A 16,224-nucleotide genomic window follows, 5' to 3' on the forward strand; every position below is an offset into this window, starting at 1 on the left:
CACCTGCTGCTGTCGGCCGGGCGCGGCCCGCAGGAGTGTGCCTGGGCGTTGGCGCAACTGCTGCACCGTATGGAAGCTGACGCCATCCGGCAGGGGCTGGAGATCCATCGGGCCCAGACTGTTCCCGGTGATCGGCGCGGCACTTATCGATCGGTCCTCGTCCGGATCGCAGGTGACGGCGCCGAGGCGTTCGCCGCGTCGTGGACCGGAACTCTGTGCTGGCAGGCTCCCAGCCCGTATCGGGCCAGCACCGGCAGAAAGAACTGGTACGTCATCGCTGAGCCGTGCCAGGTCGACGCCCCGCATACGACGTTCGCGGAAGCGGACGTCGACATCGTCGCCTGCCGCACCGGCGGCCCCGGCGGTCAGCATCGGAACAAGGCCAGCACGGCCGTACGGGCGACCCACCGGCCCACGGGGATCATCGTCGTGATCGACACCGAGCGGCAGTTCAGCCTCAACCGCCGCATCGCCATGCGGCTGCTGCGACAGCGCATCGAGCACGGGGACGAGGTGGCGGGGCGCGCCGTCACCACCGCCCGCCGGCGCATCCATGATGAGCTCGTACGCGGCAACCCCACCCGCATCGAACGCCCGTGAACATCGGAGCAGGACCTGGCCCCACAGGCGCACACGACGGCAGTCCACCTCCCTTCGCCTGCCGCCGGGTGGTTGACCTTTCAGCGCGGTGTGTCCGCCGTGATGGTTGTACAGGTGCAGCCATGGCGCAAGCGCGGCGCGGTGTTCGGCTTCGGAGGCGTAGGTGCGGGTGTAGGCCCTGGCGGTGGTCGTCTGGACCGAACGCCTGCTCGCGACTGACTTCCGCAGCGGTTCCGTGGGCAACCACGCGCACATGACGTTCGGGTACGGCCGCCCTCATCCGGCCGGCCCCGTGGCTCGCGGAGATCATCGCGCGCATCGCGATGGAGACGCCGCTCGACCGGTCGCCGGACGTCGTGCTCGCGGAGCCGCCCGAGTCGCTGCAGTGGCGGTCGTCGATCCAAGATGCGCAGCCCCCGATCGAGTTCTCGCCCGGCTATCCGGTCCGACGCGGACCCACGACGCGATCCCCGTCCCACCGGCCCCTCTTGACCAATTCTGTTGACCGACGTATGTACATTCCTATGCACATACTTTGGTCAAGCAGGCCCCACCGCCCTCAATGAGCACGTCAGCCCGCCTCTGCTCGATGAGCCGGACGCGGGATAACAGATAACGCATTTCGCCTCGGACCATGAATAGCGCGTCATCACGTTCAGCTGTCCACTGACGCCTTCTCCGAAGAAGGCGTCAGCTCGATGACTATCTGACCAGTGCGTAAATAGTGGAGTGAAAAGCCCCGATGTCTCACTCACCGGTTCCCCCCAGCACCTCCGCCTCCGGATCGATGTCACGCCCGTCCCGCCGGGCCGTCCTGGCGGGTGGCGGTGCCGTGCTCGCCGCCGTGCTCGCCCCGGCCTCACCGGCGAGGGCCGGCGTAGCGGGGGACGCCGGTAAGACATCCGTCGCCTCCGGCACCGACTTCGGCGTCGCGCCCTCGCCCGACGGCCGCCTGCTCGCCCTCGACCTGCTCGGTGTGCTGTGGGTGTGCTCGGCCTCCGGAGGCACCGCCCGCAGGCTCACCAGCGATCTGTACGACATCGCCCAGCCCGACTGGTCCCCGGACGGATCCACCATCGTGTTCCAGTCGTACCGCGACGGTGTCTTCAACCTGTGGACGATCCGGCCCGACGGTTCCGCGATCACGCAGTTGACCACCGGCCCGTTCGATCATCGAGAGCCCCGCTACAGCCCGGACGGGCGCACCATCGCCTACTCCTCCGATGCGGGGGGCAGCTACGGGATCCACCTGCTCAACGTCGCCACCGGAGCGAGCCGCGTCCTGACCGACGGCTCCGCCGAGGAGTACGAGCCGGCCTGGTCACCCGACGGGAGCAAGGTCGCGTTCGTCGTCGCCGACACCAGGATCGACGTCATCGATGTCGCCACCGGCACGCGCAGCACCGCGGTCACGGCGCCCACAGGCCAGGTCATTCACCAGCCGTCCTGGCTGCCGAACGGCACCGACCTCGCCTACCACCTCTTCCACTCGGGCGCCAATGATCTGGCCGGCACCGCGGGCGCCCTCGTCACCGGTGAGGAGGTGTTCCCGTTCCGTGCCCGGTTCGCCACGGACGGACGCTATTACTACACCTCCGCGGGCACCATCAAGGTCCGCCGTCTCAACTCCGCGTCCGTCGGCACCATCGGCTTCACCGCCGCGCTGACGACGACGACTCCGAAGTACAAGAAGAAGGTCCGCGTATTCGACGAGCCCGGGTCGTTCCCCGTCGTCGGAATCGGCAGCCCGGCCGTGTCCCCGGACGGGTCCGCCGTCGCCTTCCGCGCGCTCAACGACATCTATCTGATGCGCAACGGCGGCAAGCCGGAACCGCTTTTCCGTGACCGCTGGTGGAAAGCCGACCCGGATTTCTCCCCGGACGGGCGGCAACTGGCGTTCGTCACCGACCGTACCGGCACCCTCAATGTCTGGGTCCGCGACCTGAGCACCGGCGCCGACCGGCAGGTGACCCATCTGACCGACTCCGCCGCCCTGTCGGTCCGGTGGTCACCCGACGGGAGGGAGATCGCCTACCTGGACCAGGACGGCGCCCTGTGGGTCGTGGAAGTCGCCACCGGCGACATCCAGAAGGTCTTCGACGCCACCTTCGAACCCGGCCGCCCGACCTGGTCACCCGACGGCAGAACCCTTGCGCTGGCCGCGGTGGTGCCGTACTCACGACGCTACCGTGAGGGACTGTCCAAAATCCTGCTCGTCGACCGGGCCACGGGTGCCGGCACGTACATCGACCCCGCGCCGCACCGATCCCTGCAGACGCGTGGTGACGACGGCCCCGTCTGGTCCCCTGACGGCACCATGCTCGCCTTCGCCATGGAATCGCTCCTGTGGGTCCTGCCCGTCGACAAGACCGGACGGCCCACCGGCAGCGCCCGTCAGGTCACCCGGGAGGTCACCGACGCCCCTGTCTGGGCAGGCGACTCGGCCACCCTCCTCTACCTGAACGAGGGACGTCTCAAGAGCGTGCGCCTCGACGGCAAGCCCGCCCGGTCGATTCCGATGCGGCTGACCTGGCGCAACGACACCGGCCCCGATCAGGTCGTCATTCACGCCGGCCGCATGTGGGACGGCGTCTCCGACAGCGTCGTCCGCGACGTCGACATCATCGTACGGGGCCAGCGCATCACCGCGATCGAGCCGCACCGGGACGGAAGGCCCGGCACCCGGATCGACGCCCGCGACAGGTTCGTCATGCCCGGCCTGATCGACATCCACCACCACCGTGAAATGCAGGGTTACGCGTACGGATCGCGGCAGGGTCCGCTGTGGCTCGCCCTGGGCGTCACCACGACGCGCTCGCCTGGCTCACCTGCGTACCACATGGTCGAGGAGCGCGAATCGGTGCAGTCCGGCGCCCGGCTCGCGCCGCGCTACCTGGGCACCGGCGAGGCCATCGACGGGGCGCGCATCTACTACAACTTCATGCGCCCGACGTACTCCCACGACCAGCTGCGGCTCGAACTGCAGCGGGCCGCCGCCCTCGACTACGACATGATGAAGTGCTACGTGCGGCTGCCGGTCGCCTGGCACAGGGAGGTCATCGACTGGGCCCACCGCCAGGGCAAGCCGGTCAGCTCGCATTACCACTATCCGGCGATCGCCATGGGCGGCGACCAGACCGAGCACGTCGGCGCCACCAACCGGTTCGGCTACTCACGCACCGTCACGAACGTCGGTTCCGCCTACTCGGACGTCATCTCCATGTTCAACACCTCGAAGATGGCCAGAACCCCCACCCTGTTCAACTCCTCGACCCTCTACAGGGAGGACACCTCGCTGGTCACCGACGAACGAGTCCGCCGGCTCTACCCGAACTGGCGGATGGCGCAGCTCCGGACGACGGTCACCACGGCGCAGACCGCCGACCCGGCGGCGGTCCAGGTGGTCCGGACGAACCTCGCCAACCAGGTCGCGCAGCTCACGGCGATGATCCGCGGCGGCGGCGTGGTCACCGCCGGCACCGACGCGCCGATCGATCACCTCGGGATCAGCCTGCACATGAACCTGCGCGCCATGGTCAAGTACGGCCTGACCCCGCGCGAGACGCTCACCGCCGCGACCAGCACGTCCGGGACCTATCTCGGCCTCCCGCTGGGCAGGATCGCCAAGGGCATGTACGCCGACCTGGCCATCATCGACGGCGACCCGCTGTCCCGCATCGAGGACGCCGCCAACGTCACCGCCGTCGTCGTCGGCGGGAGACACCACACCGTCGAGCAGCTCCTCGCGCCTTACCCGTCCTCCACCACCACCGGCCAGGCGGCACCCGCGGCCTCCGCGCCTGCCGGCAAGGTCAAGGAGCGCGTCCCCGTCCACCAGAGCACGGCGAACCACTGGTGGAACGACCCCGCCCAGCTCGAGGGAGCCCGAACCGCCTGCTGCCACGACCACTGAGCGCGAGTTCTCGTGTGACAGCTCGACGAGGTCGACACGCTCGTGCTTCGCACCACCGGTACCTTGTTACGCATCCTGGGTGTCCTGCTGTACTACCGCCCGCAGGGCTGAGGGAGGGCGGCGAGCGTTGGCCGCGGACAGGAGGATGAGATGATCGAGCTGGATGTCCAGGTGGGTGCGGGCCGCACGCTGCACGTCTACGACACCGCTCCGAAGGGGAGCGGGCGGCTGCCTGTTCTGTGGCATCACGGTACGCCCAACGTAGGGGCGCCTCCGGAGCCGCTCTTCGCCGCGGCCGACAGGCTGGGGTTGCGCTGGGTGTCGTTCGACCGGCCGGGCTACGGGGGCTCCGGCGTCGCACCGGGGCGCACCATCGCGTCGGTCGCCGCCGACGCGGCAACCGTCGCGGACGCGCTCGGCATCGATCGGTTCGCCGTCGCGGGGTACTCCGGCGGCGGTTCTCATGCTCTGGGATGCGCGGCGGCTCTGGGTGATCGTGTCCAGGGGGTGCTGAGTCTGGCCGGCATCGCCCCGTACGGCGCGGATGGGCTGGACTGGTTCGCCGGGATGGTCCCGTCCGGCGTGGCCGCGCTGGGGACGGCGGCGGCGGGCCGCGAGGCGAGGGCGGCGCTGCAGGCGTCGGGCTTCGCCTACGATTGCGAGTTCACCGCGGCCGATCTGGCCTTGTTCGAGGGGCCGTGGGGGTGGCTGGGTAAGGTCGGCGAACCGGCTCTCGCCGCCGGCCCGTACGGCCAGATCGACGACGACGTCTCCTACACCCTTGCCTGGGGCTGCGATCCCGGCACCGTCAGCGCCCCGGTCCTGCTCCTGCACGGCACCGCGGACCGGATCATCCCCGCCGCTCACGGATCATGGCTGGCGGCCCATTGCCCGACCGCCGAGCTGCGGCTCTGCGCGGGCGACAGCCACTTCACCATTGTCAACCACGCCGAAGAGGGCCTGGAGTGGCTTCGCCGGCACATCTGACATCTCGGACACGAACAGCTCCCCGGGCGAGGGCCGAAGCACGATTGTCGCGTCCACCGTCGAGGACCGGCACCGGTGTGCCGGCCTCGACCGCGCGGAACCGGATCGTCGTCAGCGGCTGAACAGCGACAGGTCTATGGAGTCGGCCAGGGCCCGGTAGCCCGCATCGTTGCCGTGCAGATGGTCGCCGGCGTGGAAGTCCGCCCTGATCCGGCTGGGGCGGTCCGGGTCGTGCCAGACGGCGTCGAAGTCCAGCACTGCGTCGAAGGCGCCGCCGGTGCGGATCCATGCGTTGACCGTCTGGCGTGCGCTCTCCCCCTCCGGTGTGTAGATCTCCGCACCCTCGTAGGGCGGGATGGTGGTGGCGTAGACCTTCACGCCGCGTTCGTGCGCCCGGACGATCAGCTGGTGGTAGCCCGCGATGACGTCGTCCGCCGTCACCGGCGCGCCAGGGAACATCTTCAGGAAATCCGCCAGCGGACCGTCCTGTGAGGCGAAGGAGATGCCGAGGTCGTTGCCGCCCACGGAGAGCACCACGTAGCCGAGGCCGGGTGTCGCCAGCACGTCACGGTCGAAGCGGGCCAGGGCGGCGACACCGATGCCGTCGTTGAGCAGCCGGTTGCCGCTGATGCCCTGGTTGGAGACGTAGCCGGCGGCCATACCCCGCTCGGCGAGACGCTCGGCCAGCAGCTCCGGCCAGCTGTGATTGGTGTCCGGGGTCGAGCCGGCTCCGTCGGCGCGGGAGTCGCCCACCACGACGACGGCCTTGGCCGGGGCGTCGGGGAGCAGCTCGACGGCGGAGATCAGGGCCCGCACCGGCAGAACCTCGGCGTTCTCCGGAAGGGTGGGGGCGGCGACGGCGTCGCCCGGGATCGTCCAGCCGGTCTCCAGAGCGGGGTCGTGGCAGGTGCAGGTCTCCACGCGCCCCGGCAGGTAGAGGCTGATGGACAGCTTGGCGAGGGCGGGCAGGGGCAGGTCGACCGGATCGCTGAGGATCGGCGCCCCCGCCGGGACGGTGACGGCCGACGCGCCGGAGAAGGTCAGCACGCGCTCGCTGCCCGGCCGTACCCCGCCGCCGGGCGCCGCGAGGCCCACCTGCGCCGCGCCTATGGTGAAGGGCGCGGTCCCGAACTCGTTGGTGAAGCGGATGCGCACCCGGCGCCCGCCGCCGCTGATGCGCACCACCTGGCGCAGGGTCACGTCGGCGAGGGGCGGGTGGTCGTCGAGCGAGCCGAGCCCGTCGTGGGCCGCCTGGGGCGAGGCGCCCCAGCTCCGGACCCAGCTGCCGGCGTCGTGCGTCATGGTCATCTGTTGCCTCCGTTGTTCGTGATGCTGGTACGGCATGCGAAGACTGAGGCGGGTCTCTGACACGGGACAAACACGGCGCTCACACGGCCGCCCTGCTTTGGGGTCCTGCGGGGGAGCGCGCGAAGATTGGGGAATGGACGGGGTTGCACGGCTTCGCGTCACGCTGCTCGGCGCGTTTCAGGTGTCTCGCGGTGACACCGTCCTGCCCGTTCCGGGCGCGCGGTTGCAGGGCCTGCTCGTACGGCTGGCGCTCGCCGGCGGCCGGAGGGTCGAGCCGGGCGTGCTGGTCGACGCGATCTGGGCCGAGGAGCCGCCGTCCGGCCCCTCCCCCGCCCTGCAGACCCTCGTCTCCCGGCTGCGCCGCGCCCTCACCCCGGCCGACGCGGCCCGTGACGTGGTCGTGCAGGTCGCGGGCGGCTACCGGCTGGCGGTGGACGCGGCCGACGTGGACGCGCTGCGCTTCGAACAGCTCACCGCTGCCGGCCGGGAGAGGCTGCGGGCAGGTGACCCGGAGGCCGCGGGCGCCGCGCTCGCCGAGGCCGTGGCGTTGTGGGGCGACCATCCTGGCGCCGAACCCGCGGTCGTCGCCGCGGTCGCGCCCACGGTCGCGACACGGCTGGCACATGTGTCGATCGAGGCGGTCGCCGACCTCGCCGACGCCGAGTTGTCGCTGGGGCGGGCCGAGGTGGCCGCTGCCCGGCTGACCGGGTTGCTGGCCGAGCACACGGTCCACGAGCGGGCGGCCGCGCTGCTGATGGACGCGCTCGCCGCCCAGGGGCGTCAGGCCGAGGCGCTGGCCCTCTACGAGCGGGTCCGCCAGACCCTGGCCGACGTCCTCGGCGCCGACCCGGGCACCGCTCTGCGGGAACGCCATCTACGCCTGCTGCGCCCCGACCGGCCCATCCTGGCGCCAGACGCCTCGGCTGGAGGCACTCCGGCCAGGAGCCCTTCGGTAGCGAACGCCGAAGGCGGGAGCCCCGCAGTTGTAACCGGGCCGCAGGCGGCCGTCGAACCCGACCCGATCCGGCCGACCAACCTGCCCGCGCCGCTGACCAGCTTCATCGGCCGTGACGACGACCTCACCCGCATCGGCACCCTGCTCACCACCGGACGCCTGGTCACCGTCCTCGGCCCCGGCGGCGCCGGGAAGACCCGGCTCGCGCTGGAGGCCGCCCGCCGCCACCGCCACGAATACCGCGACGGCGCCTGGCTCATCGACCTCGCGCCCGTCACCGAACCAGCGAAGATCGCCACGGCCGTGCTCGCCGGGACCGGGCTGCGCGGCGGCGCGATGCTCGACGCCCGCAAGCGAGTCGAGGGCAACGAGCTGGACGTCCTCGTCGGCGAGCTCGGCGGCCGGGAGAGCCTGCTGCTGGTCGACAACTGCGAGCACCTGATCGACGCCGTGGCCCACCTGGTCGCGGCGCTACTCCCCCGCTGCCCCGGGCTGCGCGTGCTCGCCACCAGCCGCGAACCCCTCGCGATCGACGGCGAGGCGCTCGTGCCGCTGGCCCCGCTCGCGCTCCCCGCCCCGGACGACAGCGTCGAACAGGCCCGAGAGGCGGCCTCGGTACGCCTGTTCACCGAGCGGGCCGCCGCCGTGCGACCCGGTTTCGCCGTCGACGAGACCACGCTGCCCGACATCATGCGCGTGGTGCACAGCCTGGACGGCATGCCGCTGGCCCTCGAACTGGCCGCCGCCCGGTTGCGGACGCTGTCCCTGCCCGACCTGGCCGACGGGCTCGCCGACCGGTTCCGGCTGCTCACCACCGGCAGCCGCACCGCACCACCCCGGCACCGCACCCTGCGCGCGGTCATCGCCTGGAGCTGGGAGCTGCTCAACGAGCACGAACGCACCGTCGCGGACCGGATCTCCATCCTGGCCGGCGGCGTCACACCCGCCTCGGCCACCGCCGTCTGCGCCGGCACCGCCGTACCCACCGCCGAAATCCCCGAACTGCTCGCCGCCCTCGTCGACCGGTCACTGCTGCAGCTCGCGCCCGGCACCGGCCGCTACCGCATGCTCGAAACCATTCGCGAGTACGGCGCCGACCGCCTGACCGGCACCGGCGACCTCGGGACGGCCCGTGACCTGGCCGCCGCCCACTTCACCGAGCTGATGGCCCGCCACGACCCTCAGCTGCGCGGGCCCGGCCAGCTGACAGCCATGAAGGTCATCGGCACCGAGTACGACAACACGCTCGCCGCCCTGCGTCACCTGTGCGCCACCCGCGACTCCCCCGGCGCGACCGCCCTCGCCCTGACCCTGACCTGGTACTGGCAGATGTTCGGCCGCCACCTCGACGCCGCCTACTGGCTGGGTGAGGCCCTGGCGGTGCCCGGCGGCGGGCCGACGCCGGAGCGTGACTGCGCCCGAGCCGTCTACCTGCTCAACCGGGCGGACATCCTGTCGGGGATCACCGCCGCGGAAGCCGCGGACGACCGGGCGGAGATGCGCGAGCTGGCCGACCGGCTGCTCGCGCATCCGGAGCTGCCGAGCCACTACCGGGTGTTCGGCCCGATCCTGCTCTTCCTGCAGGACGAGCAGGCCGCGCTCGCGATCTTCCAGCGCCTGGCCGACGGCGACGACGTGTGGCTGTCCGGGCTGGCCCACATGTTCCAGGCGGAGATCGCCGAGAACGCGGGCGCGCTCGACCGGAAGCGTGTCCACGTGAACGCGGCCCTGGCCTGCTTCCGGCAGGCCGGCGACCGCTGGGGCCAGGCCGCCACGCTGCCGATGCGCGCCCAGCTGCGACGGTACGACGACCTCGACGGCGCGCTGGCCGACCTGCGCGAGGCCCGGACGCTGGCGGGCGAGTTCGGCTCGCTCAGCCTCGGCGACCAGCTCTACAGCGACCTGCGCTGGATCGACGTGCACCTACGGCGCGGCGACACCGACCGGGCGATGGCGATGATCGACTCCGCCCGGGAGCGTGCGCTGCACGCGTCCTCGGCGGAGATGCTGGTCCTGGTCGACGCGCGGGAGGCCGGCTTGCGGGTGCGGCTCGGCGACCTGGACAGGGCGGGCGACCTGCTCGACGACGCCGAACGGGGTCTGCTCGGCGGCACCGCGTTCCCCGCGCACCACGCCCGCACGCTGGTCGGATGCGCACGGGCCGCGCTCTGCCTGGCACGGGGCGATCTGCCCGGCGCGGAAAAGGCGCTGCGGGAGGCGTACGCGGCCGCGCTGACAACCCGGGAACTGCCGATCCTGTCGCAGCTGACGGTGAACACGGCCGCGCTCGCCGGGACGCGCGGGCGGCAGCACGAGTCGGCCGTGCTGCTCGGGGTCGCCGCCCGGCTGCGGGGCGCGCACGACCACACCGATCCGCAGGTCCGCGAGCTCACCCGCAGAGGTCAGGCCGCGCTGGGCGGGGAAGAGTTCGCCGCGGCGTACGCGAAAGGCTGGGAGCTGGACGCGAAGACGGCCGTGACCGCGGCCGACCCTGACGGCGAGGCGGCGCAGGGGAATCTTCGGGACCTTCCAGTATGAGCGTCCATGTCTAGCAATTTTGAACCGCCCGATTTAGCATCGGCACTACCTGAACAGACGCATCTGCCAACACACGAGAAGCAGGACCGCGCTCCGGCCACTGTGGTCGGCAATCCGATGATTCTCCCAGCAAAGGTAGGTATGGCACAGGTCGCGGCACGGCGCGGGTACGCGGAGCCGGGCCAAGGTGTCGGCTCGTCGTTTCCGATCACATCGCCAGGGTGGCGTCCGGCTCGAACGGGGAAGCGCAATGAGTACATCCGAGCAGGAAATGACCGAGACGCCGACCTTCCCGATGGAGCGGACCTGCCCGTTCGCACCGCCGGACGAGTATCAGCGGATGCGTGCCACCGCGCCGGTCGTCCGCGCCGCCCTGCCCAACGGCGCACCGGTCTGGGCGGTCACCCGCCACGCCGAGGCGCGGCAGATCCTCAGTGACCCGAGGATCAGCTCGAACACCGGACGCCCTGAACGGCCTCGCGGACCCGACGACGATCGCCCCGACGACGGCTTCTTCGTCGACATGGATCCGCCGGAACACAGCCGGTTCCGGCGGTTGCTGATCTCGGAGCTGGGTGCCCGTCCGATGGACGCCATGCGTCCGGCCCTCCAGCGAATCGCCGATACGGCGATCGACGAGTTACTGGAGGCCGGGGCGCCCGCCGACCTCGTCGGTTTGTACGCGCGCCGGGTTCCGTCCCGAGTCCTCTGCGCGTTGTTCGGCGTCCCGGCCGGCGACCACGAGTTCTTCGAGTCACGGCTGCGGATGCTGTCGGTGACGAGTATGGATCCGAGTGTGGCGGCCCAGGCGTCCAGGGACGTTCGCGGCTATTTGCGAGAACTCATCCGCGGCGCAGAGCGTGAACCGCACAACGGAATGATCCGGCGGCTGGCCGCCAGACACCTGCCCACCGGTGAGCTGACCACGGACGAGCTGATCAACATCGGTTTTCTCCTGCTGCTCGCGGGTTACGACTCGCCTGCGAACACGATCTCGCTAGGCGTGCTCACGCTGCTGCGGCACCCGGCGCAGCTTGCCGCGCTGCGCGACGACCCGAGCCTGCTGCCGGGTGCGATCGAGGAGCTGCTGCGCTTCCACTCGGTCCAGGACTGGGTGAGCTTCGACCGGATTGCGACCGACGACATGGATATCGGCTCCGCGCGGATCCGCGCCGGTGATCGCCTGACGGTGCTGGCCGCATCCGCCAATCGTGACGAGCGGGCGTTCGAGGACCCCGACGCGTTCGACATCCGCCGGTCCGCCCACCACCACGTTGCCTTCGGCTACGGGGTACACCAGTGCGTCGGCCGCAACCTCGCCCGCGCCGAGCTGCAGATCGCCTTCGGCACGCTGCTGACCCGGATACCGACGCTGCACCTGGCGACCGGGTTCGAGGAGTTGTCCTTCGCCGACGATGCCCCGTTCTTCGGGCTGCACGCGATGCCTGTCGCCTGGTAGTGCCGCCTACGCGCCGGCGACGTACGCGTCCTCGGCCGCGTAGGGGAACCAGACGTCGGGGCCGTGGCGAACGATCAGATCGGGGAAGACGTCCTGCCAGCCTCCGCCGCCCGCCTCGGCCTCGGACACGGCGCGGGCGGCCCATTCGATGTCCTGGCGCAGCGCGTCGTCGTAGGAGATGGCAGGGCGGTATCCGAGCTCGGCACGGGCTCTGTCCATACTGAACACGATCGGCTCCGGCACATTCCACGGATGGAAACCCAGGCCGTCCGGACGCGACGGGCCCGCGAAGGTGACGATCTCCGCCTCGTGGCCCATGACAGCGAAGATCCTGGCGCCGATCTCGGCGACGGTCAGCGGGTCATCGGCGATGTTGAGGACCCGGGCCGCCGGGTGCCGCGCGCACAGACAGATCAGCTCGGCGACGTTCGCGACCGCCGTGGTGGGGAACCGGCTCCGCCCGTCCTGGGCGAGTACGACGTGCGGCCGCTTGTCCAGCGCCCGCTTGATGAACGACCAGTGATCCAGCGATTTGCCGTACGGGCCGTGCAGCACGCCCGTCCGCAGAATGCTGACCGGCAGGCCGGGCGTCGCCAGCAGGCAGCGCTCCAGCGCCGCCTTCCCCGCCGGATAGTCGTGGGTGTCGCGCTCGACCGTCGGCCACGTCTCCGGGATCGGCACCGGCAGGCCGGGAGCCTCGTAGACCGCTCCCGAGGAGATGACCACCAGCGAGCCGACGCGGCCGGCCAACTGGGCGAGCTGCGCACCGTGGTGTGGAGTGAACGCGACCGTGTCCAGGACCAGATCGTGGCCGTCGAGGGCTTTGAGCAGCGCCTCGGTGTCGGCCCGGTCGACCTGGACCGACACCACCCCGTCCAGCTCCGCGTCGTCCGGACGGAGTCGGCGGTGCCCAAGGGTCACCGCATACCCGGCTGCGGCGAGCCGGGCGGCCGTGGCCCGGCCGATCTGCCCCGTGCCTCCGATGATGAAGGCGCTTCGATCTTGAACCGTCACCAGCCGATATTAACCGGCCACAAAGGAAACCGCCCGGCCGGCGCTGACCGCCGCAACTGGACCGTCAGTCGCTCGCGAGCGCCGCGTGGACGGATGAGACCGCGCTCGCACCGTCGCCCACGGCGGTGGCCACTCGTTTCGTCGAGCCTGAGCGGAGGTCGCCGACCGCGAAGACCCGGGGCGCGCTCGTCTGGAACGGCAGGGGCGTACCGGACGATCCGGCAGGCAGCCGGCTGTCCGTGAGGATGAAACCGTCGTCGTCCTTGGCCACGCCGGTCAGCCAGCCCGACACCGGGTCAGCGCCGATGAAGCAGAACAGCCCGCGGCAGGCCAGCCGCTCTCCGCGTCCGCCGGACCTCTCGACGACGATCGACGCGAGAGCGTCGTCGCCCGCCAGTTCGCGGACCGTGCTGCCGGCGCGGACCTTGATCCGGGAATGCGCCCGGATTCGATCGGCCAGGTAGGACGACATCCGGGCCCCGAGATCGGCGCCGCGGATGATCAGATCCACCGTCGCGCCGCGGGCGGCAAGGGACAGGGCTGCCTGTCCGGCCGAGTTGGCGCCCCCGACGACCGTCACCGGCTGATCCTCGTACTCTCGGACGTCCAGTTCGGTCGCCGCGTACCGGATGCAGCCCGACTTCTCGAACGTCGCCCATTGCGGGATGTCGGGGCGCCGGTAGCGCGCCCCGGTGGCGGCGATCACCGCACGGCACTCGATGCGCGAGCCGTCCTCCAGCAGGACGGCCGGCCGACGATCGTCGGAGAGATCGAGGCCCGCCACCGCACAGGGCGAGTAGATCCGCACGCCGAACTTGAGCGCCTGGACCATCGCCAGCCGGGTGAGATCCGCGCCGCTGACCCCGTGCGGAAAGCCCAGGTAGTTCTCGATCCGGGCGCTCTTGGCGGCCTGACCGCCGAGCCCATCGCGGTCCAGCAGTACGGTGACAAGGCCCTCGGACGCCCCGTACACGGCGGCGGCCAGCCCCGCCGGGCCGGCGCCCACCACGACGAGATCAACGGGACGTCCGTCGGCCCGGTAGGTGAGGCCGAGCACCTCCGCGAGCGTTCCCGGTGTCGCGCGTCGCAGCACCGAACCGCCGGCGATCGCCGCAGGAAGTTCGTCCTCCGCGAGCTCGGCCGAGGTCATCAGCGAGCGCCCGGAGTCCGAGGTCGCATCGAGCCAGGAATGCGGCAGGAGCAGCTGCGTCACATAGGTGCGCAGCTCGAGTGTCTCGGCGGCGTCCGGCCGGCCGACGATCTCCAGGGCATTGCCGGCCACCGAGCGGATGAACTCGCGCCGTTCCCGGAACGCCTCGAGCAACAGGTCGGCGATGTCGACCTGCTCGGCGAGGACCCGGCGCAACATCGCCGCACCGATCCGGACGAGTGTCCCGGCGGTCACCACTCGAGCGGTCAGGTAGACGTACTGGCCGGTCAGCAGGTTGAGCTCGCCGAGGTGGTCGCCGGGGCCGCCGTGGTAGATCAGGCGTTCCGGCTCGATCGCCGTCGCGTTCCGGACGATGTCCACGCTCGCCGTCAGGAGCAGGAAGAAGTCGTAGGAGTCGTCGCCGGACGCGTACAGAACCTGACCGGCCTTGACGTGCTCCACCTCGCCGTACTCGGCGAGCCGGCGGGACTGCTCGTCGTCCAGGACCGGGCCGTGGTGCGCCGCACCGTCGCTCACGTGGTTCCTCCGTGTGGTCGCGCTGCCCTCGCCGGGACGGCATGGGCCCTTGTGGACAGGGATCTCATTCCGGCGGCCTCCTCTCTCGGCAGGTTCGATCGCGGGTCAGCGTAGGGCCGGGCACTTCACGAGTACTGCACGACGGATCCACGGACAGTTCCGTAGTTGTCAAGTTTGCCGATCTAGCCTGGCACCGTCGTAAGGTCGGGCATGTGAAACGGGGCGGCTGGTCGGAATGAGTACGAGAAGAAGTCCGCAGCAAAGGAAGCGGGGTTTGGCGGCCCACGTCATTTCCTATGTCGTGGTCAATCTGGCCCAGGTCGTGGTGTGGAGGCTCTTCACCCCGAAACACTTCTTCTGGCCGCTGTACTCGCTGGGTGTCTGGGGCATCGGACTGGCGTGGCACATCTGGGCGGTCTGCTCGCCGTCCCGCCGGATCCCGCACAGCCCGTCCCAGCGGGATTGACGCGATGTCGTTCTTCCTTGAGTTCGTACGCGATCCTCTGACGGTCGGCGCGGTCGCGCCGAGCAGCCCGGCACTGGCCAGGGTGGCCACCGCGGCCGTGCCCGGAACCGGCTCCCCGGTCGTCGTGGAGCTCGGCCCGGGTACCGGCTCGTTCACCGAGGCCATCCAGCGGCGCCTCGGCGGACGCGGCCGGCACATAGCCGTCGAGGTGAATCCACGATTCGCGCAGCAGCTGGCCGCCCTCTATCCGGCGGTCGACGTCGTGCGTGCGGACGCGACCGACCTCGTCACGGAGCTGGCGCAGCGTGGGCTGCACCAGGCCGATGTCGTGGTCAGCGGCCTTCCTTGGGCGGCATTCAGCGAGGACCATCAAGGCGACGTGTTGTCCGCGGTGGTGGAAAGCCTGTCGCCGCACGGCGCGTTCACCACGTTTGCGTACGTGCATGCTCGATGGGCGCCACCGGCCCGGCGCCTGCTGCGCTCCATGCAGTCGCGGTTCGAGGAGGTGGTCATCAGCCGGACGGTGTGGGCCAATCTCCCGCCTGCTCTGGTCTACTACTGCCGTCGCCCTTTACGCGAGGCCGGCGGCCGAGGTTGACCTGACATCACCCCGCCGCTGAGCCCGATCAGCGGACGGGCGTCCCTTCTGCCGGCCACATTTCCTCCTCGCGCACCCGCGGTCCGGCCCGGCTCCACCAGCGGGCCGGCAGCCCACAGGTGATGGCTGAGGCGCTCGGCGACATGCACGTCGTCCTGGGCGGTGGGCTCCAGTGCGTCCGCGACGCGCAGATGCAGCCGAGGCGCGTGCCGCTGTGGCATGGTCCTGACGACCGACTCGCGGACCAGGTCGTGCGGGAAGCGGAACGAGAACGGGTCGCCGGGAAAGGGCTCGAGCAGGCCGAGGGCCTCCAACGGCTCGAGACGGTCGAGACAGGTCTGCACGTCAAAGCCGGCGGCGCGCGCGAGCAGAGCGAGGTCGACATCCCGGCCGATGAGAGCGGCGATCCGCAACACCTCCCGGGCGGCGTCGTCAAGGCCGGCCATCCGGTCCTTCACGACATCCCGCACGGTGAACGGCATTCCGGCCCGCGCCGCGGCATCCTCGGTGAGCTCACCGCTGTCGGCAAGGAACCGGGACAGCTCCCGTACGAGGAACGGATTACCGGCGGTACGGGCGTGGATACCGCGAGCGACGCCGGCCCCGGGCGTCCGGCCGGTCTCCTGGCGGACCAGCTCCGCCACCTCGGCCGGGCCGAGTGGGCCGAGCCGGACCCGGCGATGACGAGGCAGCCGGCTC

Annotated in this window: 11 protein-coding genes; 8 read left to right on the forward strand and 3 right to left on the reverse strand. The window is 70.9% G+C overall.

Going from position 1 to position 16,224, the window contains the following annotated elements; all coding sequences use genetic code 11:
* The 3 genes from prfH to ACWDX9_RS47470 form a co-directional block, all read left to right on the forward strand.
* The coding region (gene prfH, locus ACWDX9_RS47460) for a peptide chain release factor H (protein WP_449967218.1) at window positions 1–600 on the forward strand (600 nt) is incomplete at its 5' end.
* Between the two features lie 787 nt (window positions 601–1,387).
* Window positions 1,388–4,513 (forward strand): amidohydrolase family protein, encoded by a 3,126-nt coding sequence (locus ACWDX9_RS47465; RefSeq protein WP_449967220.1) that lies wholly within the window; start codon window positions 1,388–1,390, stop codon window positions 4,511–4,513.
* A 150-nt stretch (window positions 4,514–4,663) separates the two neighbouring features.
* On the forward strand, window positions 4,664–5,500 hold the full coding sequence (locus tag ACWDX9_RS47470; protein WP_449967223.1) for an alpha/beta fold hydrolase: 837 nt from the start codon (window positions 4,664–4,666) through the stop codon (window positions 5,498–5,500).
* Window positions 5,501–5,611: 111 nt separating this feature from the next.
* Here ACWDX9_RS47470 and ACWDX9_RS47475 read toward each other — a convergent pair whose 3' ends face one another.
* On the reverse strand, window positions 5,612–6,808 hold the full coding sequence (locus ACWDX9_RS47475; protein WP_449967226.1) for an SGNH/GDSL hydrolase family protein: 1,197 nt from the start codon (window positions 6,806–6,808) through the stop codon (window positions 5,612–5,614).
* Between the two features lie 133 nt (window positions 6,809–6,941).
* On the opposite strand from ACWDX9_RS47475, the gene ACWDX9_RS47480 reads away from it, so the two are divergent.
* A complete protein-coding gene (locus ACWDX9_RS47480) occupies window positions 6,942–10,301 on the forward strand; it encodes an AfsR/SARP family transcriptional regulator (RefSeq protein WP_449967228.1) in 3,360 nt (1,119 codons plus the stop codon).
* A 271-nt stretch (window positions 10,302–10,572) separates the two neighbouring features.
* On the forward strand, window positions 10,573–11,760 hold the full coding sequence (locus tag ACWDX9_RS47485; protein WP_449967231.1) for a cytochrome P450: 1,188 nt from the start codon (window positions 10,573–10,575) through the stop codon (window positions 11,758–11,760).
* A gap of 6 nt (window positions 11,761–11,766) precedes the next feature.
* Here the strand turns inward: ACWDX9_RS47485 and ACWDX9_RS47490 are convergent, their stop codons facing one another.
* Both ACWDX9_RS47490 and ACWDX9_RS47495 read right to left on the reverse strand, forming a co-directional pair.
* Entirely contained in the window at window positions 11,767–12,774 is a 1,008-nt protein-coding gene (locus tag ACWDX9_RS47490) for an NAD-dependent epimerase/dehydratase family protein (RefSeq protein ID WP_449967234.1), read from the reverse strand.
* Window positions 12,775–12,838: 64 nt separating this feature from the next.
* Window positions 12,839–14,461, reverse strand: a complete 1,623-nt coding sequence (locus tag ACWDX9_RS47495) for an FAD-dependent oxidoreductase (protein ID WP_449967236.1) — start codon at window positions 14,459–14,461, stop codon at window positions 12,839–12,841.
* A 235-nt stretch (window positions 14,462–14,696) separates the two neighbouring features.
* Here ACWDX9_RS47495 and ACWDX9_RS47500 point away from each other — a divergent pair, with 235 nt between their 5' ends.
* The 3 genes from ACWDX9_RS47500 to ACWDX9_RS47510 all read left to right on the forward strand — a co-directional run.
* Window positions 14,697–14,927 (forward strand): 2TM domain-containing protein, encoded by a 231-nt coding sequence (locus ACWDX9_RS47500; RefSeq protein ID WP_449967238.1) that lies wholly within the window; start codon window positions 14,697–14,699, stop codon window positions 14,925–14,927.
* 4 nt (window positions 14,928–14,931) lie between these two features.
* Entirely contained in the window at window positions 14,932–15,525 is a 594-nt protein-coding gene (locus tag ACWDX9_RS47505) for a class I SAM-dependent methyltransferase (RefSeq protein WP_449967241.1), read from the forward strand.
* A 122-nt stretch (window positions 15,526–15,647) separates the two neighbouring features.
* Window positions 15,648–16,224: hypothetical protein (locus tag ACWDX9_RS47510; protein WP_449967244.1), on the forward strand; the 577-nt coding region annotated here is incomplete at its 3' end.

The sequence above is a fragment of the Nonomuraea sp. NPDC003201 genome (assembly GCF_053590415.1).